16 protein-coding genes and 1 tRNA gene are annotated in these 20,934 nt (G+C 70.1%); 7 read left to right on the top strand and 10 right to left on the bottom strand.

The annotated features are described in order from the left end of the window. The first annotated feature begins 110 nt into the window (after positions 1-110). A complete protein-coding gene (locus tag SYYSPA8_RS16585; protein ID WP_323447955.1) occupies positions 111-1,325 on the top strand; it encodes a mannosyltransferase family protein in 1,215 nt (404 codons plus the stop codon). A 51-nt stretch (positions 1,326-1,376) separates the two neighbouring features. Here the strand turns inward: SYYSPA8_RS16585 and SYYSPA8_RS16580 are convergent, their stop codons facing one another. Both SYYSPA8_RS16580 and clpB read right to left on the bottom strand, forming a co-directional pair. Then, positions 1,377-1,919 (bottom strand): type III secretion system chaperone family protein, encoded by a 543-nt coding sequence (locus SYYSPA8_RS16580; RefSeq protein WP_323447954.1) that lies wholly within the window; start codon positions 1,917-1,919, stop codon positions 1,377-1,379. 99 nt (positions 1,920-2,018) lie between these two features. Next, positions 2,019-4,616, bottom strand: a complete 2,598-nt coding sequence (gene clpB / locus SYYSPA8_RS16575) for an ATP-dependent chaperone ClpB (RefSeq protein ID WP_323447953.1) — start codon at positions 4,614-4,616, stop codon at positions 2,019-2,021. 239 nt (positions 4,617-4,855) lie between these two features. Here clpB and SYYSPA8_RS16570 point away from each other — a divergent pair, with 239 nt between their 5' ends. Further along, positions 4,856-5,290 (top strand): pyridoxamine 5'-phosphate oxidase family protein, encoded by a 435-nt coding sequence (locus SYYSPA8_RS16570; RefSeq protein ID WP_323448148.1) that lies wholly within the window; start codon positions 4,856-4,858, stop codon positions 5,288-5,290. A gap of 138 nt (positions 5,291-5,428) precedes the next feature. On the opposite strand, the gene SYYSPA8_RS16565 is transcribed toward SYYSPA8_RS16570, so the two are convergent. Together SYYSPA8_RS16565 and SYYSPA8_RS16560 are read right to left on the bottom strand one after the other, a co-directional pair. Beyond that, a complete protein-coding gene (locus SYYSPA8_RS16565; RefSeq protein WP_323447952.1) occupies positions 5,429-5,749 on the bottom strand; it encodes a (2Fe-2S)-binding protein in 321 nt (106 codons plus the stop codon). Then, positions 5,746-5,880 carry a hypothetical protein gene (locus tag SYYSPA8_RS16560; RefSeq protein ID WP_323447951.1) on the bottom strand — a complete coding sequence of 45 codons (135 nt, stop codon included), beginning with the start codon at positions 5,878-5,880 and terminating at the stop codon, positions 5,746-5,748. The genes SYYSPA8_RS16565 and SYYSPA8_RS16560 overlap by 4 nt, the downstream gene beginning before the upstream one ends. 148 nt (positions 5,881-6,028) lie before the next feature. On the opposite strand from SYYSPA8_RS16560, the gene SYYSPA8_RS16555 reads away from it, so the two are divergent. Next, positions 6,029-7,048, top strand: a complete 1,020-nt coding sequence (locus tag SYYSPA8_RS16555) for a helix-turn-helix transcriptional regulator (protein ID WP_323447950.1) — start codon at positions 6,029-6,031, stop codon at positions 7,046-7,048. Positions 7,049-7,638: 590 nt separating this feature from the next. Here the strand turns inward: SYYSPA8_RS16555 and SYYSPA8_RS16550 are convergent. From SYYSPA8_RS16550 to dnaK, 4 genes are all read right to left on the bottom strand, one after another. Next, positions 7,639-8,085: a heat shock protein transcriptional repressor HspR gene (locus SYYSPA8_RS16550; protein WP_323447949.1), complete on the bottom strand. Its 447-nt coding sequence runs from the start codon at positions 8,083-8,085 to the stop codon at positions 7,639-7,641. Between the two features lies 1 nt (position 8,086). Further along, complete coding sequence (gene dnaJ, locus SYYSPA8_RS16545) at positions 8,087-9,277, bottom strand: molecular chaperone DnaJ (RefSeq protein WP_323447948.1); 1,191 nt, start codon at positions 9,275-9,277, stop codon at positions 8,087-8,089. A 135-nt stretch (positions 9,278-9,412) separates the two neighbouring features. Next, a complete protein-coding gene (gene grpE / locus SYYSPA8_RS16540; RefSeq protein ID WP_323447947.1) occupies positions 9,413-10,066 on the bottom strand; it encodes a nucleotide exchange factor GrpE in 654 nt (217 codons plus the stop codon). Beyond that, positions 10,063-11,922 carry a molecular chaperone DnaK gene (gene dnaK / locus SYYSPA8_RS16535; RefSeq protein WP_323447946.1) on the bottom strand — a complete coding sequence of 620 codons (1,860 nt, stop codon included), beginning with the start codon at positions 11,920-11,922 and terminating at the stop codon, positions 10,063-10,065. The genes grpE and dnaK overlap by 4 nt, the downstream gene beginning before the upstream one ends. Before the next feature lie 343 nt (positions 11,923-12,265). Between dnaK and SYYSPA8_RS16530 the strand changes: the two genes are divergently transcribed. Both SYYSPA8_RS16530 and SYYSPA8_RS16525 read left to right on the top strand, forming a co-directional pair. After that, on the top strand, positions 12,266-14,545 hold the full coding sequence (locus SYYSPA8_RS16530; RefSeq protein ID WP_323447945.1) for a (Fe-S)-binding protein: 2,280 nt from the start codon (positions 12,266-12,268) through the stop codon (positions 14,543-14,545). A 215-nt stretch (positions 14,546-14,760) separates the two neighbouring features. After that, a complete protein-coding gene (locus SYYSPA8_RS16525; protein ID WP_323447944.1) occupies positions 14,761-15,777 on the top strand; it encodes a Yip1 family protein in 1,017 nt (338 codons plus the stop codon). A 76-nt stretch (positions 15,778-15,853) separates the two neighbouring features. Here the strand turns inward: SYYSPA8_RS16525 and SYYSPA8_RS16520 are convergent, their stop codons facing one another. After that, complete coding sequence (locus SYYSPA8_RS16520) at positions 15,854-16,351, bottom strand: phosphoribosyltransferase (protein ID WP_323447943.1); 498 nt, start codon at positions 16,349-16,351, stop codon at positions 15,854-15,856. 2 nt (positions 16,352-16,353) lie between these two features. Further along, on the bottom strand, positions 16,354-16,929 hold the full coding sequence (gene dcd / locus SYYSPA8_RS16515) for a dCTP deaminase (protein WP_323447942.1): 576 nt from the start codon (positions 16,927-16,929) through the stop codon (positions 16,354-16,356). A 477-nt stretch (positions 16,930-17,406) separates the two neighbouring features. On the opposite strand from dcd, the gene SYYSPA8_RS16510 reads away from it, so the two are divergent. Continuing rightward, positions 17,407-17,480 (top strand) — tRNA-Gly (locus SYYSPA8_RS16510). 246 nt (positions 17,481-17,726) lie between these two features. After that, positions 17,727-20,777: an FG-GAP-like repeat-containing protein gene (locus SYYSPA8_RS16505; RefSeq protein WP_323447941.1), complete on the top strand. Its 3,051-nt coding sequence runs from the start codon at positions 17,727-17,729 to the stop codon at positions 20,775-20,777. Positions 20,778-20,934: the final 157 nt, after the last annotated feature.

Genomic DNA, 20,934 nt, shown 5'->3' with positions numbered 1-20,934 from the left:
GGGCTCCGTCCCTGTCAGCCGACCGGGTGGAACCCGCCCCCGCCCCGCCGTGTCGCACCCCCATCACTCGCATCGGAGCGCATCGCCGCAGAAGGTCTCCTTGACGACCCGTGCGCGCCCGGAGGTGTTCCCTGTCCGCAGAGACCTTCGAGGACGCGACAGCCGGCGACGCGGCGGCGGCCCACAACCGGACCCGTCGGCTGCGGGACGCCTTCCGGCGGGCCGCCCCCGCGCTCGGGCTGTTCGCCGCCGCGCGGCTGACCGGGCTGCTGGTCATGGCCGCCTGGGCCTGGCACATCGATCGGCCCGCGCGGCGGACACTGGCGCGGTCGTGGGACTCCGACTGGTATCTGCTGATCGCCGAGCACGGCTACGGGCGGACCCTGACCTGGCCCGATGGCGCCGTGCAGAGCGATCTCGCGTTCTTCCCGCTCTACCCGGGGCTGGTCCGCGCCGTCACCGCCGTCGTCCCCGTCACCCCCGGCACCGCCGGGCTCGTGGTCTCCTGGGTCGCCGCCGGGGTCGCCGCCTGGGGGATCCACGCCGTCGGTGAGCGGGTGTACGGGCGCCGCGCCGCGACCGTGCTCGTGCTGCTGTGGGGGCTGCTGCCGCACTCCGTCGTGCTCACCATGGCGTACACCGAACCGCTGCTCTGCGCCTTCGCCGCCTGGTCGCTGTACGCGCTGCTCACCGGCGCCTGGCTGTGGGCGGGGGCGCTGTCGCTGTTCGCCGGGGCCGCCCGGCCCAACGGGATCGCGGTCGCCGCCGCCGTACTCGTCACCGCCGCGTGTCACGGCGTACGCGCGCTCAGGCAGGGCCGGCGGACCGGGTGGCGGCCGTGGGCGGGGGCCGCGCTCGCGCCCGTCGGCTGGTGCGCGTACGTGCTGTACGTGGGGGTGCGCGAGGGCGATCCGCTCGGGGGCTACTTCGCCGTGCAGCGCCGCTGGACGTCGACGTTCGACTTCGGGGCCGGGTCGCTGCGGGTGGTCCGCGATGTCGTGCTGCGGCCCGCGCCGCTGCCCCTCGCGGTGACGCTGGTGATCGTCGCGGCGGGGGTGGTGCTGTACGCGCTGCTGCTGCTGGACCGGCCGCCGCTGCCGCTGATCGTCTACGCGGGGGTACTGGTGCTGATCACCGTCGGCGGGTCGGGCTTCTTCGAGTCGAAGCCGCGCTTCCTGCTGCCCGCGTTCCCGCTGCTGCTGCCGGTGGCACGGGCCCTCGCACGGGCGCGGCCCGGACCGGCGGCCGTCGTCACGGGCGCCCTGGCGGCGGTCTCGTTCGCGTACGGGACCTATCTGCTGACGCTCTCGCCCGTGGCGCTGTGAGAACGGGGGCCGCCCGGCGTACCGGACGGCCCCCGAGACGAAAGACGATCGTCAGGACTCGTCGGACGCGTCGTCGCCCTCGTCCTCGGCGGCGGGCTCCAGGCCCAGCTGCTCCACGAGCCACTTGTCGAACTCGATCGCGGCCCGCACCCAGCTGACCGTGGACGAGACGAAGTGGTCGAGGCTGACGCCCATACCGATGAGCATCTGCGCCTCACCGATGAGACGGATCGTGGCGCCGCCGTCCTCGTCCTCGTGGAGGTGCGTGTAGACCTTGGGCCACAGGGTCCGGCGGTTCCAGTCGTCGATGACGTCCAGGACGCGCGGACGGTCGGCGGCGGGAAGCGGCCGGTCGTAGAACGTCCGTACCGAGAAGACCTGCTGGTCCGCCTCGCCACGGAACATGAAGTACGTCCGGAACTCCTCCCACGGAGCCGCGAGGTCGCCCTCGTCGTCAATGACGTACTTCAGCTCCATCTGGTCGAGGAGCTGCTTGACCAGGTCCTGGTCGGGAACGACGGGGCCCGCCGGTCCTGCGGCCTGGGGCTGGGGCTGGCCCCCGAAATTCGGAATCGAGGACGGATCGATGGTCACCGTGGATTTCCCTTCGTACGGTTGACGCCATCCTCCCCCATGGTGGGGCGGGGGTCACAACCCCCACCCCCCAGGGCATCCGGGAAACCGGCCCCACGGTCACTCGCCGGTCGCGCGGCCCACGATCAGATCGTCCCCGAAGCGGTCGACGCGGACCGTGTCGCCGTCCGTGACCTCGCCGGAAAGGATCTCCCGGGCCAGCCGGTCCCCGATCGCGGTCTGCACCAGCCGGCGCAGCGGCCGGGCGCCGTACGCGGGGTCGTTGCCCTCGTCGGCCAGCCACTCCAGCGCGGCGGGCGTCACGTCCAGCGTGAGCCGGCGCTCGGCGAGGCGGCGGGCCAGGCGGCCGATCTGGAGTTCGGCGATCCGGCCCAGTTCGGCCTTGTCGAGGGCGGAGAAGACGACGAGATCGTCCAGCCGGTTCAGGAACTCCGGCTTGAAGGAGGCCCGGACCACCTCCAGGACCTGCTGCTTCTTCTCCTCCTCGGAGGTCAGCGGCTCCACCAGGTACTGGCTGCCCAGATTGGAGGTGAGGATCAGGATGGTGTTGCGGAAGTCGACGGTCCGGCCCTGGCCGTCGGTGAGCCGGCCGTCGTCCAGGACCTGGAGCAGGATGTCGAAGACCTCCGGGTGGGCCTTCTCGACCTCGTCCAGCAGGACCACGCTGTACGGGCGCCTGCGCACCGCCTCGGTGAGCTGGCCGCCCTCCTCGTACCCCACATAGCCGGGAGGCGCCCCCACCAGCCGGGCGACGCTGTGCTTCTCGCTGTACTCCGACATGTCGATGCGGACCATCGCCCGCTCGTCGTCGAAGAGGAAGTCCGCGAGCGCCTTCGCCAGCTCGGTCTTGCCGACGCCGGTGGGGCCGAGGAAGAGGAAGGAGCCCGTGGGCCGGTCCGGGTCGGCGATGCCCGCCCGGGTACGGCGGACCGCGTCCGAGACCGCGCGGACGGCCTCGCCCTGGCCGATGAGCCGGCGGCCCAGCTCGTCCTCCATCCGCAGCAGCTTCTGCGTCTCGCCCTCCAGGAGCCGGCCGGCCGGGATCCCGGTCCAGGCGCCGACCACATCGGCGATGTCGTCGGGGCCGACCTCCTCCTTGACCATGGTGGACGCGCTGCCGGAGCGCGCCGCCTCGGCCTCGGTGGCCTCCTCCAGCTCCCGTTCGAGCGCGGGGATCTCCCCGTACAGCAGCTGCGACGCGGTGTCGAAGTCACCGTCGCGCTGGGCGCGTTCGGCCCGGCCGCGCAGGCTGTCGAGACGTTCCTTCAGCTCGCCGACGCGGTTGAGGCCCTGCTTCTCCTTCTCCCAGCGGGCGGTGAGGCCGCGCAGCTCCTCCTGCCGGTCCGCGAGGTCGCGGCGGAGCTTCTCCAGCCGCTGGCGCGATGCCGGGTCGGACTCGTTGCGCAGCGCCATCTCCTCCATCAGCAGCCGGTCGACGGAGCGCTGAAGCTCGTCGATCTCGACCGGGGAGGAGTCGATCTCCATCCGCAGCCGGGACGCGGCCTCGTCCACCAGGTCGATCGCCTTGTCGGGGAGGAAGCGGGAGGTGATGTACCGGTCGGAGAGGGTGGCCGCCGCGACCAGCGCCGAGTCGGCGATCTGGACCTTGTGGTGGGCCTCGTAGCGGCCCTTGAGCCCGCGCAGGATGGCGATGGTGTCGTCCACATTGGGCTCCGCGACCAGCACCTGCTGGAAGCGGCGCTCCAGCGCCGGGTCCTTCTCGATCCGCTCGCGGTACTCGTCCAGCGTGGTCGCGCCGACCATCCGCAGCTCGCCCCGGGCCAGCATGGGCTTGAGCATGTTGCCCGCGTCCATGGCGGAGTCGCCGCCCGCGCCCGCGCCGACGACCGTGTGCAGCTCGTCGATGAAGGTGATGATCCGGCCCTCGCTCTCCTTGATCTCGGAAAGCACCGTTTTGAGCCGTTCCTCGAACTCGCCCCGGTACTTGGCGCCGGCCACCATCGCGCCGAGGTCGAGCGAGACCAGCCGCTTGTCCCGCAGGGACTCGGGGACGTCGCCCTTCACGATCCGCTGGGCCAGGCCCTCGACCACGGCGGTCTTGCCGACGCCGGGCTCGCCGATGAGGACGGGGTTGTTCTTGGTGCGGCGGGACAGCACCTGGACCACCCGGCGGATCTCCTGGTCCCGGCCGATGACCGGGTCGAGCCGGCCCTCGCGGGCGGCGGCGGTGAAGTCGGTGCCGAACTTCTCCAGGGCCTTGTACTGGCCCTCGGGGTCGGGGGTGGTGACCCGGCGGCTGCCGCGCGCGGCCTCGAAGGCGGTCGTCAGCCGGTCGGCGGTGGCGCCCTGACCGGCCAGTACGGCGCCGGCCTGCCCGCCCTTGGCGGCCAGGCCCATCAGCAGATGCTCGGTGGACAGGAACTCGTCGCCCAGCTTCCGGGCCCGCTCGCCCGCGTCCGTGACGACGGCCAGGAACTCGCGGCTGGGCTGCGGCGGCGCCACCGTGGAGCCGGTGACGCTGGGCAGCGCGGCGAGCACCCGCTCGGCGCCCGCGCGCACGGCCGCCTGGTCGGCCTCGACGGCGGCCAGCAGATCAGTGATGTTCTCATTGTCCGAGCCGGCGAGCAGCGCGAGCAGAAGATGGGCGGGGGTCAGATCCGGGTGCCCCCCGGCCACCGCCCGGCTGGTCGCGGCATTGATGGCGTCCCGACTTCTGTTGGTCAGCTCGGCGTCCACGTGCGGTCTCTCCTCCTTGCTGGGGTCCTGCTGGGTCCTGCGACGCTGGTCCAGGCAGGTACGGGGAGACTTCCCCCTCCTAGTGACTCATCCAACGTCCATAAAGTTGAGTCTATTCCGCTCAACCATGCTGCGCCAGCGTGGAACCGTCCTTGGTCAGCAACGTTGGCAACCGCAACTACGCTGACGCCATGACCGATGTCATGACCGACGTCATGACCACGGAGAGGGGAACGGACATGACCGCGGCGGGTACCGACCTCGACGCCCTGAGCCCGGAGTATCTGGAGTTCTGGCGCGAGTACCACCTGTGCAGCCTGACCACCCTGCGGCCGGACGGCAGCCCGCACGTGGTCCCGGTGGGGGTCACCTTCGAACCGGGGACCGGCACCGCCCGGGTGATCACCAACAAGGGCAGCCGCAAGGTCGCCAACATCCTGCGCTCGACCGACGAGGGCGGCGCGCGGGTGGCGGTCTGCCAGGTGGACCGGGGCCGCTGGGCGACGCTGGAGGGCCGGGCGCGGATCCGCACCGAGGAGGACGTCGTCGCCGACGCGGTGCGGCGCTACGCGGAGCGGTACGGGCGCACGCCGGGGCCCAACCCGGACCGGGTGGTCATCGAGATAGCGGTGGAACGGGCGCTGGGGCGCGGCGCGGGCATCAGCCGGGCCTGAGGATCCTGCGGGCCTGCGGACGGCCGCGGACCTGCGGACGAGTGTGCGCAGCACAGCGGCGCCATCGCGTTTCAGGTCCGCGATGACGCCGCTGTGTGGGGGAAGCGCCTGAGCGATTTGGAACGACGGGGGAATCGCTCAAGCACTGCGGGGGGTGGCGGTGGTGGTGTCGGGCTCGGCCATCTGGTGGTCGCGCTGATCGAGGTTCACAAAGATCATTCCGTAACGGATCGCGCACCGTACGGGCTGCGGGGCACCACGGGGCCGGCGAAGACACCGGTAGGCGCGGACGTCCTCGTCCTCCTCGCGTGCGACGACGATCGGCTCGCCGAACAGGGTGACCATCAACGAGTCGCCACGGTGGGGGATGGCCGTGACGAGATCGATGAAGTGCCACCCAGAGCGGTAGGCGGTCGCCATCTCACGCCGGAAGACCCGGTCGTCCGGGGGGACGGTCATGCTTCTGTGCTCTGGATCGAAGCGGCGGCGGTGACGGCGGCGGCGTCCCCCACGCCCCCGGTGGCGACGGCGGCCACGACGTCGGCAGGAGAGCTGTCCCAGGTCGGGTCTTGGGGACCGAGGGTGCCCACGCCGACCGCGGCAGCCGCTATGGCAAGAGCACAAGTAGCACGTAGCGTCCTAGACATGGGTGATCTCCACCTCGTTTGATCAATCCTCCTCCCCCGCGCATAAGACGATGTCTCACTCCGAACGCTTGCACCAGCGACGGCAGGCATCATGTTCCTGTATTGCAAGAGCCTGAGGGGGGTGCATATGACGCCGAACAATGGCGAAGTGGGACATTCCCATACGGTCGGCGAGTTGTGCGAGGCCGGGAAAAGTCTGTACATCACCGCTCTTCGCACCGGACGCATCGCCCGGTCGGAAGCGGAGGCCACACCCTGTCTCTTCGACCTCGCCCTGCTCTACCCGGATCCCGACGACGGGCAGTGGCTGCGGCCCGTCGCGCCCACCGCCGCCCTGTCACAGCTCATACACCCGATCGAAAGGGAGATCCAAGAGCGACGGCGCCGTGCGGTCGCGCTGACCGACGCACTTGAGCCATTCATGGCCTTCACCGCGCAGAACTCGACGGCCCCGCAGGGCATAACGGTCCTGGAAGGCCGCAACCGCATCAACGCGATCCTCGACCAGGTGCTGATGGACTGCTCCGAGGAACTCCTCACGGTACAGCCCGGCAGCGGACGGCAGCCGCATGTGGTGCAGAAGGCGCTGCGGCGGGTGAATCCGCTGCTGGAGCGGGGTGTTCGGATGCGGACGCTCTACCAGCACACGGCCCGGCACCACCCCGCGACGCTCGCCTACGTGGAGCTGGTGGGGCCGTTGGGGGTCGAGGTGCGCACGCTGGAGGAGATCATCGACCGGCTGATCATCGTGGATCGGAAGGTCGCCTTCATACCGGCGAGCAGCGACCGCCTCTCGGCGCTGGAGCTGCGGCACAAGGGGATCGTGGAGTATCTGGTCGGCGTCTTCGAGCAGTTCTGGCTGCACGGGCTGCCGTGGGAGGAGCCCGTGACCTACGGGCCCGATCTGAACGGGATCACGGGGGTCCAGCGTTCCATAGCGAAACTGCTGGTGGAGGGGCATGTGGACGAGGCGATAGCCCGCCGGCTCGGGATGAACGTCCGTACCTGCCGGGCCCATATCGCCAAGCTGGGCTCGTCGCTGGGCAGCGGCAGCCGGACCCAGCTGGGGTATCTGATCGCCCAGTCGAAGATCCTGGAGGAGGACTCCTGAGGGCTTTCCCGGGCATCTGAGGGCCTTTCGGGGGTCCGGGGCGCTCTCCCCCTGCCCCCAGGTGAAACAAGGCCGGAAATCGCTGTCCTCGGCCCCGAGGCCACCGGGGCGACGGTTTCCGGTGTTTCACCCGCGTACGACGGGGAAAGGCGGGGCGCCGCAGGAGTGACGCTCCCTCAGCCGACCTCCGCTGTACGGGGATACGGGCGTACAGGCGTACAGGCGTACGGGGATACGGGCCCGAGGGGCGCCGGCCGGGCCGCGAGCGCGCCGGAGGGCGACCGTCCGCCCCCGGGGGCCCGGAACCTCCCACCGGCCCCCGCCGGCCCGCGCACGGGCCCCTCGCGGGCCTTCCACCCCGTACCGGAATCACACCGGCGGAACACCGTTACCAGGGACGGCGGGAAGGCCGGGCCCGGGCCACCCACCGTCCCCACGACGGGAACTGACGCTCCGTACGGTCACCGCTCCACCGCCCCGGGGACAGAAACAGGCCCCCGGGGCGCGAAAGCGCTCACCGGGGGCCTGCCACTCATCTGCGACCGGACCGTCGGGACCGTCAGCAGGATCTGTCGACGCGGACGGCGTGATCAGCCGTCGGCGCGCTTGGGCCGCCACACCACCAGCGCGCTGGTCTGCTGCACGTCCTGGTACGGCACAAGATCGCGCCGGTAGGAGGCGTGCACCTGGGCCTCGCGCTGCTGGATCGCCGCGGCCGCGCCGTCCAGCGCCGCCGACAGCTCGGCGACCCGGGACTGGAGGGCCGCGACCTGGTGCTCCAGCTCGATGATGCGCTTGATGCCGGCCAGGTTGATGCCCTCGTCCTGCGAGAGCTGCTGGACGGTCCGCAGCAGTTCGATGTCACGGGCGGAATAGCGCCGCCCCCGCCCGGCGGTGCGGTCGGGGGAGACCAGCCCCAGCCGGTCGTACTGCCGCAGTGTTTGCGGATGCAGACCGGAGAGCTGGGCGGCCACCGAGATCACGTACACCGGGGACTCGTCCGTCAGCTCGTAGGGATTACGGCGCCTTCCGTCCATGTCATGCTCCCTTCGCGGCCTGGAACAGCTCGGCCCGCGGGTCCTCCTCCGCGGTGGCTTCGCGGTAGGTCTCCAGGGCTTCCTTCGCCTTCTCGCTCAGGTCCTGCGGGACCGCCACCTCCACGGTGACCAGGAGATCGCCGCGAGTGCCGTCCTTGCGGACCGCGCCCTTGCCGCGCGCCCGCATGGTGCGTCCGTTCGGCGTGCCCGGGGGCAGCTTCAGGGTGACCGGGGGGCCACCGAGCGTGGGCACCTTCACTTCACCGCCCAGCACCGCCTCGGTGAAGCTGACGGGCACGGTGACGGTGAGATTGTCCCCCTTCCGGCCGAAGACCGGGTGGTCGCCGACGTGGACGACGACATAGAGGTCACCGGCGGAGCCGCCGCGCTCGCCCGGCGCGCCCTTGCCGCGCAGCCGGATCCGCTGCCCGTCGGAGACGCCCGCCGGGATGCGGACCTGCATGGTGCGCGAGGAACGGGCCCGTCCGCTGCCCTTGCAGACCTCGCAGGGGTCCTGGGCGATGAGGCCCCGGCCCTTGCAGTCCACACAGGGGTCGGTCAGCGAGAAGGAGCCGCTGCCGCCGCGCGAGACCTGGCCGGTGCCGACACAGGTCGGGCAGACCCGGGGGGAGCCGTTCTTGTCGCCGGTGCCGGAGCACGCCTTGCACGCGGCGGAGCTGGACATCCGCAGCGGGACCGTGGCCCCGTCGACCGCCTCGGTGAAGCTGAGCGTGACCTCGGACTCGATGTCCTGGCCGCGCCGGGGCTGGGTACGCGGACCCGCGCCCGGGCCCGCGCCGCCCCGGTTGAACAGGCCGCCGAAGACATCGCCCAGGCCGCCGCCGAAGCCGCCCGCGCCGCCGGCGCCGCCGCCCTGGGCGCCGCCGAAGAGGTCGCCCAGGTCGAAGTTGAAGTTGCCGCCGCCGGCCCCGGGACCCGGGCGGAAGCCGCCGTTCCCGAAGAGGGCGCGGGCGTCGTCGTACTCCTTGCGCCGCTTGGGGTCGCCGAGGATGTCATTGGCCTCGGAGATCTCCTTGAACCGCTCCTCGGCGGAGGAGTCGCCCTTGTTGGCGTCCGGGTGGAACTCGCGGGCGAGCTTCCGGTACGCCTTCTTGATCTCCGCCTCGGTGGCGTCCTTGGGGACGCCGAGGACCTTGTAGTAGTCCTTCTCGACGAAGTCCTTCGTGCTCATCGACGTCCCTCCTCCCGGGCGGCCACCTGGGCCGGTGCACTTGCGGTCACCGGGGCGGCCCGCCGGGACCCGGCCGGGGCGGTGCCCCGGACGGTCCCCGGGTCACCGCCCCGGACGGTCCTTGCCGAACGCGCGTCAGCCCTCGTCCGGGCCACCGCTCTCCTCGTCCTTCGCCGCCGCCTCGTCCTTGCCGTTCGCGGGTGCCGCGCCCGGCTGGGGCTCGGCCACCGCGACCCGGGCGGGGCGGATGGTCCGCTCGCCGATGCGATACCCCGGCTGGAGCACCGCGACGCACGTGGTCTCGGTGACATCCGGCGCGTAGCTGTGCATCAGCGCCTCGTGGATCGTCGGGTCGAAGGGCTCGCCCTCCTTGCCGAACTGCTGGAGGCCCATCTTCGCGGCCGCGGTCTCCAGGGACTCGGCGACCGACTTGAAGCCGCCCACCAGCTCCCCGTGCTCCCGCGCCCGCCCGATGTCGTCGAGCACGGGCAGCAGCTCGGTCAGGAGGGTCGCGGTGGCGACCTCCTTGACCGCTACCCGGTCCCGCTCGACCCGGCGACGGTAGTTCTGGTACTCGGCCTGGAGCCGCTGGAGGTCGCCCGTGCGCTCGGAGAGCGCCGTGCGCACCTGGTCCAGCTCGGCGGTCAGGCCGGTGACCTTGTCCGCGTCCCCTGCCGGGGCCGCCTTCTCCTTCTGCTCGGAGGAGTCGGCGGCCTCGGCGGCGTCGTCAGGTGTGGCGCCGGAGGGGACGTCGGGCTTCTCTTCGAAGCCCGGAGTCTCCTCGGTCACGCGGCACCGCCCTTGGTGTCCTTCTCGTCGTCGACGATCTCGGCGTCCACGACGTCGTCGTCGGCCTTGGCCTGGCCGGCACCGGCGTCGCCCTGGGCGTCACCGGCGGGGGCCTGCTGGCCCTGGGCATCGGCGTACATGGCCTGGCCCAGCTTCTGCGAGACGGCGGCGACCTTCTCGGTGGCGGTGCGGATCTCGGCGGAGTCCTCGCCCTTCAGCTTCTCCTTGAGCTCGCCGATGGCGGTCTCGACCTCGGTCTTCACATCGCCCGGGACCTTGTCCTCGTTGTCCTTGAGGAACTTCTCGGTCTGGTAGACGAGCTGCTCGCCCTGGTTGCGGGTCTCGGCGGCCTCGCGGCGGCGGTGGTCCTCGTCCGCGTACTGCTCGGCCTCCTGGCGCATGCGGTCGACCTCGTCCTTCGGCAGCGAGGAGCCGCCGGTGACGGTCATCTTCTGCTCCTTGCCGGTGCCGAGGTCCTTCGCCGTGACGTGCATGATGCCGTTGGCGTCGATGTCGAAGGCGACCTCGATCTGCGGCACCCCGCGCGGGGCCGGCGGCAGACCGGTCAGCTCGAACATGCCGAGCTTCTTGTTGTACGCGGCGATCTCGCGCTCGCCCTGGTAGACCTGGATCTGCACGGACGGCTGGTTGTCCTCGGCCGTGGTGAAGATCTCGGAGCGCTTCGTCGGAATCGTGGTGTTCCGCTCGATCAGCTTGGTCATGATGCCGCCCTTGGTCTCGATACCGAGGGACAGCGGGGTCACGTCGAGGAGCAGGACGTCCTTGACCTCGCCCTTGAGGACACCGGCCTGGAGCGCGGCGCCGATGGCGACGACCTCGTCCGGGTTCACACCCTTGTTGGCCTCCTGGCCGCCGGTCAGCTCCTTGACCAGCTCGGCGACGGCGGGCATACGGGTGGAGCCACCGACGAGAACGACGTGGTCGATCTCGGAGAGGGCGATGCCGGCGTCCTTGATCACGTTCTGGAACGGCGTCTTGCAGCGCTCCAGCAGATCGGCGGTGAGCTGCTGGAACTGGGCGCGCGTGAGCTTCTCGTCCAGGTGCAGCGGGCCCTCGGCGGACGCCGTGATGTAGGGCAGGTTGATCGACGTCTCGGTGGACGACGACAGCTCGATCTTCGCCTTCTCGGCGGCCTCGCGCAGACGCTGGAGCGCCATCTTGTCCTTGGCGAGGTCGACGCCGTGGCCGTTGGCGAACTGCTTCACCAGGAAGTCCACGACGCGCTGGTCCCAGTCGTCACCACCGAGGTGGTTGTCACCGTTGGTGGCCTTCACCTCGACGACGCCGTCGCCGATCTCCAGGAGCGACACGTCGAAGGTGCCGCCACCGAGGTCGAAGACGAGGATCGTCTGGTCGTCCTTGTCCAGGCCGTACGCCAGGGCGGCGGCCGTGGGCTCGTTGACGATGCGCAGGACGTTCAGACCCGCGATCTCGCCGGCCTCCTTGGTGGCCTGGCGCTCGGAGTCGTTGAAGTACGCCGGAACGGTGATGACCGCGTCCGCGACCTTCTCGCCCAGGTAGGCCTCGGCGTCCCGCTTGAGCTTCTGCAGGATGAAGGCGCTCATCTGCTGCGGGTTGAAGGTCTTCCCGTCGATGTCGATCTTCCAGTCGGTGCCCATGTGGCGCTTCACCGAACGGATCGTCCGGTCCACATTGGTGACCGCCTGACGCTTGGCGACCTCTCCGACCAGCACTTCACCGTTCTTCGCGAAGGCGACGACGGACGGCGTGGTCCGGGCACCCTCGGCGTTGGTGATGACGGTGGGCTCGCCGCCCTCCAGAACGCTGACGACGGAGTTAGTCGTGCCCAGGTCGATGCCGACCGCACGTGCCATGTCAATTCCTCCAGCTGACTACCTTGAGTGGAACAGACTCAAGGATGCACGACCCCTCCCTCCGAGTCAACAGACCTGAGTCGACCGCACTCAACTTTTATCCCGCGCTTATCCGCACCCCTGGACAACGGACGAGGTCGCGCGCCCGATCGGGGGATGCACACGGGACGCAGGCGGGAGCGGCGACGGAGCGTCAGGGGTAGGCACACCTGAGCGATACAGATCACCGGCCGCGCGGCTACAGAGCCGCCCCGAAAATGGGTAGTCTCAGCACCTGACCAAATAAGTTACCGCTTAGTAATTGTGGTTGGTCCCCCACCTCGCCAGGCCCGAGGAGCCCTGCATGCAACTCGCCGCGATCGTCGTCTCGCTGGTTCTGACCGTGGTCGGCGTTGCGCTCATCGCCCGCGCCGTCGCGGAGATCTACCGGTTCGTGAGGCTCGGCTCGCCCGTGCCCGCCGGCAGCCGTACCGATGAGCCCAAGCAGCGCACGATCACCCTGGCCAGGGAGTTCCTCGGCCATACCCGGATGAACCGGTGGGGGATCGTGGGCTTCGCCCACTGGTTCGTCGCGATCGGCTTCCTCACCCTGCCGCCGACCCTGGCCCAGGCCTACGGCCAGCTCTTCCGGGCCGACTGGATGCTGCCGGTCCTCGGCGGCTTCCTCCCGTTCGAGATGTACACCGAGTTCATCGGCCTGATGACGGTGGTGGGCATCGTCGTCCTGATGGTCATCCGGCTGCTGAGCCTGCCCTCGCGCGCGGGCCGCAAGTCCCGCTTCACGGGCTCCAAGGCCTGGCAGGCGTACTTCGTCGAGTACGTCATCCTCACCATCGGCCTCGCCATCCTCGTCCTGCGCGGCCTCGAAGGCGCGATCCACCACGTCGACGGCTACGAGCCCGCGTACTTTGTCTCGTACCCGCTGGTCATGGCGTTCGACGGGCTGGATGTCGGCACCCTCCAGAACCTGATCTACTTCACCGCCATGGTGAAGATCAGCGTCTCGCTGATCTGGATGATCACGGTCTCGCTCAACACCAACATGGGTGTCGCCTGGCACCGCTTCCTCGGCTTCCCCAACATCTGGTTCAAGCGGAACGCCGACGGCGCCACCGCGCTGGGCGCGCTCCAGCCGATGACCTCGGGCGGCAAGGAGATCGACTTCGAGACGGTCTTCGAGGAGGACGAGGAGGCCGTCTTCGGCGTCTCCCAGGTCGAGCACTTCTCCTGGAAGGGCATCCTCGACTTCTCCACCTGCACCGAGTGCGGCCGCTGCCAGTCGCAGTGCCCCGCCTGGAACACCGGCAAGCCCCTCTCGCCCAAGCTGCTGATCATGTCGCTGCGCGACCACGCGCACGCCAAGGCCCCCTACCTGCTGGCCGGCGGCGGCAAGACGGCGGAGGGCGAGGAGAAGGCGACCGAGGAGCAGCTGAAGGACGTCCCCGCGAGCGCCCTGGCGGAGGCCGAGCGTCCGCTGATCGGCACGGCAGAAGAGAACGGCGTCATCGATCCGGACGTGCTGTGGTCCTGCACCACCTGCGGCGCCTGCGTCGAGCAGTGCCCGGTGGACATCGAGCACATCGACCACATCGTCGACATGCGCCGCTACCAGGTGATGATCGAGTCGGCCTTCCCCTCGGAGGCGGGCACGATGCTGAAGAACCTGGAGAAGAAGGGGAACCCCTGGGGGCTCGCCAAGAAGCAGCGCGTGGAGTGGACCAAGGAGGTCGACTTCGAGGTCCCGATCGTCGGCAAGGACATCGAGGACCTGTCCGAGGTGGACTACCTCTACTGGGTCGGCTGCGCGGGCGCCCTGGAGGACCGGGCCAAGAAGACCACGAAGGCGTTCGCCGAGCTGCTGCACATCGCGGGCGTCAAGTTCGCGATCATGGGCGGGGACGAGAAGTGCACCGGCGACTCGCCGCGCCGCCTGGGCAACGAGCCGCTCTTCCAGCAGCTGGGCCAGGAGAACGTGGCGATGCTGAACATGGCGTTCGGCGAGGATGACGAGGACGAGTCGACCCGTAAGCCCGCGTCGGCCAAGAAGATCGTCTCCACCTGCCCCCACTGCTTCAACACCATCGCGAACGAGTACCCGCAGCTGGGCGGCGAGTACGAGGTCATCCACCACACGCAGCTGCTCCAGCACCTGATCGACGAGGGCCGGCTGATCCCGGTCACCCCGGTCGAGGGCCTGATCACCTACCACGACCCCTGCTACCTGGGCCGGCACAACAAGGTCTACACGCCGCCGCGCGAGATCATGTCCGCCGTGCCGGGCCTGCGCCAGCAGGAGATGCACCGCCACAAGGAGCGCGGCTTCTGCTGCGGCGCCGGCGGCGCGCGGATGTGGATGGAGGAGCGGATCGGCAAGCGCATCAACACGGAGCGGGTGGACGAGGCGCTGTCCCTCAACCCGGACATCGTCTCGACCGCGTGCCCGTTCTGCCTGGTGATGCTGACGGACTCGGTCAACGGCAAGAAGAACGACGGCCAGGCGAAGGAGAGCCTGAAGGTCGTGGACGTGGCCCAGCTGCTGCTGGAGTCGGTGAGGACGCCGCCGTCGGACCCGGAGCCGGCGGAGGAGCCGGAGGGCGCACCGGAACCGGAGCCGGCCCAGTAGCCCGTCGCTCGCGGATCTTTGAGTTCTCTGCACCCCTCGTGCCCCTCGTACCCCTCGTACCGCGCTGGTACGGGGGGTACGCGCGTCCCGGCCCGGAGGCCACCCGGGTTTCAGGTCCGTACGCCCCTTAGGGGATGTCACAGGTCGGCCGCAAAGAGCCCCACCCGCCCCACCCGCTCCCATGCGGCGGGCCGGGAGCGGGTACGTTCGAGAACGTGGCTGGATTCAGGATCGGACGCGGCCGGGACAACAACCGCACGCAGCAGCAGCGACCGCAGCAGGCACCGCCCGGGTACGGGGGTGGGCAGCAGGCGGTGCCTCCGCATGCCCAGCGGCAACAACCGGCACGGTGGCCGCAGTCGGGCCAGCCGGGCCAGCCCGGCCCCGGTGGCCACCCGGGTCACGCGGCCCCCCGGGGCCACGGCGGCGGCTACCAGGGCCCCCACGGCGAACCGGAGTACTTCGGCGAGCCGGACCCGTACCAGCAGCAACGCCGGCCCCAGCCCCACCACCCGCAGCAGCAGCCGTACCCGTACGAGCAGCAGCACCCGCAGCAGCAGCCGGGCCCGGGCGCCGGCCGGCAGGACCCGTACGCGAACAACCCGGGCCACACCCAGGCGTTCTCCGTGCCGGACCCGTACGGCGAAGGCGCGGTCTACCAGGCCGGCTCGGCGGACGGCCCCCCGGCCGGGCCGAGGCTGCCGTGGAAGCAGCTGCTGAGCGGCATCGTGCTGCGGCCGACGGCGACGTTCTGGCAGATGCGGGACTACGCCGTGTGGGGCCCCGCGCTGGCGGTGACGTTCCTCTACGGAGCGCTGGCCCTCTTCGGCTTCGACCAGGCGCGCGACGAGACGATCAACGCCACCATCTCGGCGGCGATCCCCTATGTCCTGACCACGGGCGTCGCGTTCGTGATCGGCGGCCTGATCATGGGCGCGGTGACCCACACCCTGGGCCGCCAGCTCGGCGGCAACGGCGCCTGGCAGCCGACGGTCGGCCTCTCCATGCTGATCATGTCGATCACGGACGCCCCGCGGCTGCTCTTCGCGATGTTCCTGGGCGGCGAGAACGCGTTCGTCCAGATCCTCGGCTGGGCCACCTGGCTGGGGGCGGGGGCGCTGTTCACGCTGATGATGAGCCGTTCCCACGACCTGCCGTGGCCGAAGGCGCTGGGGGCGTCCGCGATCCAGCTGATCGCGCTGCTGTCGATCATCAAGCTGGGCACGATCTGAGCCGTTCACGGAAGAAGGGGCCTGTACCGATTCCCTCGGTACAGGCCCCTTCTTTCTGTTCCATCCGTTCCGGCGCTCAGGCGTCGAGGACCTGACCCTCGCGCCGGACGACGGGCTTCTCCACGCTCCACGGGAAGTTGATCCACTCGTCGGTGCGCTTCCAGACGTACTCGCACTTCACGAGCGAATGGGACTTCTCGTAGATGACGGCGCTGCGGACCTCGGCAACGTGGTCGACGCAGAAGTCGTGCACCAGCTTGAGCGTCTTGCCGGTGTCGGCGACATCGTCCGCGATCAGGACTCGCTTGTTCGAGAAATCAATCGCATTCGGCACCGGGGCCAGCATGACCGGCATTTCGAGAGTCTCATTTACTCCCGTATAGAATTCGACATTCACCAAATGAATATTTTTGCAGTCGAGCGCGTACGCGAGACCACCGGCGACGAAGACACCGCCGCGCGCGATCGACAGCACGACATCGGGCTCGTACCCGTCGTCGGCGATCGTCTGGGCCAGCTCCCGCACGGCCCCGCCGAACTTCTCGTACGTCAGGTTCTCTCGTACATCACTCATGATCACACCTGCGTCCGGTGGAAGTTCTGGAAGGACCGGGAGGCCGTCGGCCCGCGCTGCCCCTGGTAGCGGGACCCGTACCGCTCGCTCCCGTACGGGAACTCGGCGGGCGAGCTGAGCCGGAACATGCACAGCTGCCCGATCTTCATCCCCGGCCAGAGCTTGATCGGCAGGGTCGCCAGGTTGGACAGCTCCAGCGTGACATGCCCGGAGAAACCGGGGTCGATGAAGCCGGCGGTCGAGTGGGTGACCAGTCCGAGCCGCCCCAGCGAACTCTTCCCCTCCAGCCGCGACGCGAGATCGTCCGGCAGCGAGATGACCTCGTACGTCGAAGCCAGCACGAACTCCCCCGGGTGGAGGATGAAGGGCTCATCGCCCTCCGGCTCGACCGTCCGCGTCAGATCCGCCTGCTCGACGGCGGGGTCAATGTGGGGGTAGCGGTGGTTCTCGAACACCCGGAAGTAGCGGTCCAACCGCACATCGATGCTCGACGGCTGCACCATGGATTCGTCATACGGGTCGATGCGAACCCGTCCGGCGTCGATCTCGGCCCGGATGTCCTTGTCTGAGAGAAGCACCCCCCGAGGATACGCAGAACGCCCGGACCCGCCCTACTCGGACGTCCCCGCGCGCCCCACGCACCCCTCTGTCACCGCTGCCCGACGCCGCTACCGCCGCGCCGGCACCACGGGAACAGCACTCCGCAACCGCGCACACCGCGGACACCTCATCAACCGGCCGGGCCCGATCCGCCCGGCCCCGAGCCGCGGCATCGGAAACGAAGCGGCGGCGAATACATGCCCCTCGGCACAGCGAACGAGAGTGTGCTCCATCAAGCCCATCGACCCTTCCCCTAACAAATGCGGACGAAAGCCCACACTAGGGGATCCCTGTCGACGCCCTGACCCCGGCACCCGCGCACACGGTACGCCCCAACTCCCTTACGCGGTGGCGGTTTCCCCGCACTCTCCACGCCACGCGGAACGGGACCGTACCCGCGGCTCAGTGGATGGGGTAGAGTGGGCGGCGCGCTACCGGATCATCCCGGCGGCCAAGCGGGTGTAGTTTAATGGTAGAACATGAGCTTCCCAAGCTCAGAGCGCGAGTTCGATTCTCGTCACCCGCTCCAGACAGAAACCCCCAGGTCGGAGACCCGGGGGTTTGTTGTTGTCTAGACCACTTCAGGGGCGGCGTGCCAGATCCGCGCCGAAGGCTCATTCCCCAGCCCGTGGGTCATACACAGGTAATGCTATATTCCGGCCACTTGGCCGGGGGGTGTCTGAACGTCCTGTCTGCCGCGCCTTCATGGCCTGCGGCTCAACGGCGTACGCACAAGCCTCTCCAGCCTTCGACACCGTCCCCGGAGAGGTTCCGCATGGGCAGACATGCGCTCGTACGAAGCGCCACCGCCGTCGCTGTTTCCTTCACAGTCGCCCTCGGGATCGCCCCGCTCGCGGCCGGCAGCGCGCAGGGGAAGACGGTCGCCGGAGAGGTGGTCGTGCCCGCCACCACGTCCCTGGTTCCCCGGACGGGTCTGCTGAGCGCGGGGCCCTCGGGGTTTCTCCGGTACGAGGAGGGGCGGGGGCAGTTGTGGACGACGTACGGCGGGGTCGACACGGTCGTCGATGCGTCGGGCAGCGAGGTGGACGGGGTCACGAGTGCCGGCGCGGGGTCGGACGTCGTCGCCCGCTACGACGGTTCCGCCCGGGTCGTGACATTGCGGAACATGGTGTCCGGGCAGGTCAGCACCGTTCCGCTGCCGGACGGGCACGCGTACTTCAGCACTCTCGGATCGACGGTCGTCACGACGGCGGGACACCCGGGTACCGACTCCGTGTGGCATCTGCTGGACCTGCGGGCCGACGGGTCCGTCTCCGACCGCACGGTGGAGGGCGTTCCCTCCGGCGTGCATCTGTGGTCCGCCGCCGGGCTGGGTGACGCGCGCGGGCAGCTCGTGCGGTACCGGAAGGGCGACGAACAAGTCACCGGGTGGCTCGATGTCGAGCAGGGGCGCTTCATCACCGTGCCGTACGACGTGCGCGCGTGGTACTCCCAGGTCGCGATCAGCCCCACCCACGTGGTGTGGGTCTACGACGGCACCCTCCACGTCGCCTCCCGCCAGGACCCGGCCGCCGCCGTGCGGACCGTTCGGGTCGGGGACATCGCGCAGGTACTGGGGTTGGTCGGGGACACCGCCGTCGTGTCCCGGTACGACCCCGCCCTGGGCCGTCACGACATCGGCCGCCCGGTCTCGCGGGTGGAAGCCGTCCCTCTCGACGGCTCCGCGCCGCGGACGCTGCTGGCCAGGACATCACGGCAGGCCGTCCCGACCCCGGACGGCGGGCTGCTGGTCGCGGGTGGCGCCGACACGAACCGCTGGGGTGTCTCCCTCATCGAGGCCGCCGCGGGCGGCGGGGTCACCGTGCGCCGGGTCGCGGACGCGTACCCCCGGCCCACCGCCCACAGGGTCTCCCAGCTGACCCTCGCCCAGGGGCGGTTGACCACCGTCGAGCGGGATCCCGTGGGTGACTGGACGTATCTGCACACCCGTGAGACCGGGGTGGCCGGTTCCCCCACGGCGGGGGCACGCACCACCCGTGGCCGTATCGCGCTGGAGAACTACGCGCAGGAGCGTCCGCGGCTGATCGACACCGGTGACGGCCGGACGGTCATCTCCGGTCACGGCACGAGCACCGCCCAGCAGCCCCACCTCCTCGGGGCGACCCAGTCACTGCCCGGTACCCGGATCGACAGCTCCCGCAGCTATCAGACCGCGTCCGCCGCCAGCGGCCGCTTCGCCGCCCTGACCAGGCCGTACACCAGTACCGGCGCGGAGACCCGGATCGTCGACCTCGACACCGGGCGCACGGTGTACACCACGGGGAGAACAGTCCAGGCGATGTGGGGCACCACCGCGTGGCTGAGGGACGGCAACGACGGCGTGGTCCCCGTCGATCTGCTGACCGGGAAGCAGGGCGTGCCGGTGTGGTTCGGGCGCGGCTGCCTGCTGAACGACTTCCAGGCGGTCGGCCGGTGGCTGCTGTGGAACTGCGTGGGCGGCTCGGAGGGCGTGGGTGTCCACGACACCGTCACCGGGCGGAACCTGACCCTCGTCGCCGGTCGCGACTGGGAACCGGCACAGCTCGGGGACGGTTTCGTCACGACGTCCGAGGCCGGCCGGCTGAAGGTGATCGATGTCCGCGGCGGGAAGCCCGTGTCCCGCACCGTCGGGACGGTCGAGGGGTACGACTGGGATGTCGACCCGTACACGGGCGTGATCGCCCAGCTCCGCTCCGACAACACCGTCCGTCTGATCTCCAGCGGTGTCCCCGTCTCCGCCCTCACCCCGCGCGACGCCACCGTCGCCGCCTCGGCGGACGTCAAGGGCGGAGCCGCGCAGTGGAGCCCGAAGTGGTGGCTGAACAAGCCCGCGGCCTCCTGGAAGCTCGTGATCAGCAACAGGGCCGGTACGGCCGTGCGCACGCTCTCCGGTGGACTGGCGCGCGGTGTGGTGGCCCCGGCCTGGAACGGCAAGGACGGATCCGGCCGGCTGGTTGCCAACGGCGCCTACACCTGGAAGCTGACCGCCACCCCCGCGGACGGGCAGGGCGCGGCGCTGACGAGGACGGGCACGGTCAAGGTCACCGGAGCGGCCGCGGCCCGTCGTGACTTCGTCGGGTCGGACGGGTTCGGCGAGCTGCTGACGCTGAACGGCTCGGGCGGGCTGACGTACCAGTACGGGACGGGGAAGGGGACGTTCACGGGGAAGCGGACGGGCTCCGGGTGGCCGGCCACGGTGAAGGCGGTGCCTTTTGGCGACCTGAGCGGTGACCGCTGCAACGACGTGCTCGTCCGGTTCGCCAGCGGCACCTTGCGCGCCTACCGGCCCGCGTGCGGGGCGGCGCCGACGCCTTCCACCGCGTACACCTCGCTGGGCACGGGCTGGAACCAGTACGACGTGCTCACCTCGCCCGGGGACGTCAGCGGCGACGGCCGGGCCGATCTGATCGCCCGCCGGGCCTCGACCGGCGACGTCTACCTCTACAAGGCGACGAGCACGGGCAAGCTCTCCGGCAGGGTGAAGATCGCGTCCAAGTGGACGGGGTACAAGAAGATCCTGGGCGCGGGCGACCTCAACGGCGACGGTCACGGCGACCTGCTGGTGCAGGACAGGTCGAACGAGCTGTGGCGCTACGACGGCACCGCGGCCGGCAAGTTCAAGGGCCGCGTGAAGGTCTTCGACAACTGGGGCGCGTCGTACAACGTGACCGTGGGCACCGGCGACATCACCGGCGACGGCCGGGCCGACCTCGTCTCCCGCGACACCTCCGGCACCCTCTGGCGCCACAACGGCAACGGCAAGGGCTCCTTCGGCGGCGCCACCAAGGTCGCCACCGGTTGGCAAGGGTACAAGGGCCTCTTCTGAGCCGGCCTCTGTGCCACTGCCCCGCGGGCCCGGACGCCGTGCTGCGTCCGGGCCCGTTCCCTGGCGTATGCCGCGCGGCAGCTCTTCGTGGCCGTGTCACCGGTCTGTGACGGCGCTGTCCTGGAACGAAGCCGTCTGGATCCTCCCGGTCGAAAGT

This window comes from Streptomyces yaizuensis (assembly GCF_034961445.1).
GTDB classification, from domain to species: domain Bacteria; phylum Actinomycetota; class Actinomycetes; order Streptomycetales; family Streptomycetaceae; genus Streptomyces; species Streptomyces yaizuensis.
This window is presented reverse-complemented; position numbering and strand designations above follow the sequence as displayed.

Excerpts from the sequence above, each read along its gene's own strand:
- SYYSPA8_RS16565 (WP_323447952.1), bottom strand. The coding sequence starts at position 5,749 with ATGACCGTCCCCCCGGACGACCGGGTCTTCCGGCGTGAGATGGCGACC.
- SYYSPA8_RS16555 (WP_323447950.1), top strand. The coding sequence starts at position 6,029 with ATGTTCCTGTATTGCAAGAGCCTGAGGGGGGTGCATATGACGCCGAAC.
- SYYSPA8_RS16550 (WP_323447949.1), bottom strand. The coding sequence starts at position 8,085 with ATGGACGGAAGGCGCCGTAATCCCTACGAGCTGACGGACGAGTCCCCG.
- dnaK (WP_323447946.1), bottom strand. The coding sequence starts at position 11,922 with ATGGCACGTGCGGTCGGCATCGACCTGGGCACGACTAACTCCGTCGTC.
- SYYSPA8_RS16520 (WP_323447943.1), bottom strand. The coding sequence starts at position 16,351 with ATGAGTGATGTACGAGAGAACCTGACGTACGAGAAGTTCGGCGGGGCC.
- SYYSPA8_RS16570 (WP_323448148.1), top strand. The coding sequence starts at position 4,856 with ATGACCGCGGCGGGTACCGACCTCGACGCCCTGAGCCCGGAGTATCTG.
- dnaJ (WP_323447948.1), bottom strand. The coding sequence starts at position 9,277 with ATGAGCACGAAGGACTTCGTCGAGAAGGACTACTACAAGGTCCTCGGC.
- SYYSPA8_RS16530 (WP_323447945.1), top strand. The coding sequence starts at position 12,266 with ATGCAACTCGCCGCGATCGTCGTCTCGCTGGTTCTGACCGTGGTCGGC.
- SYYSPA8_RS16505 (WP_323447941.1), top strand. The coding sequence starts at position 17,727 with ATGGGCAGACATGCGCTCGTACGAAGCGCCACCGCCGTCGCTGTTTCC.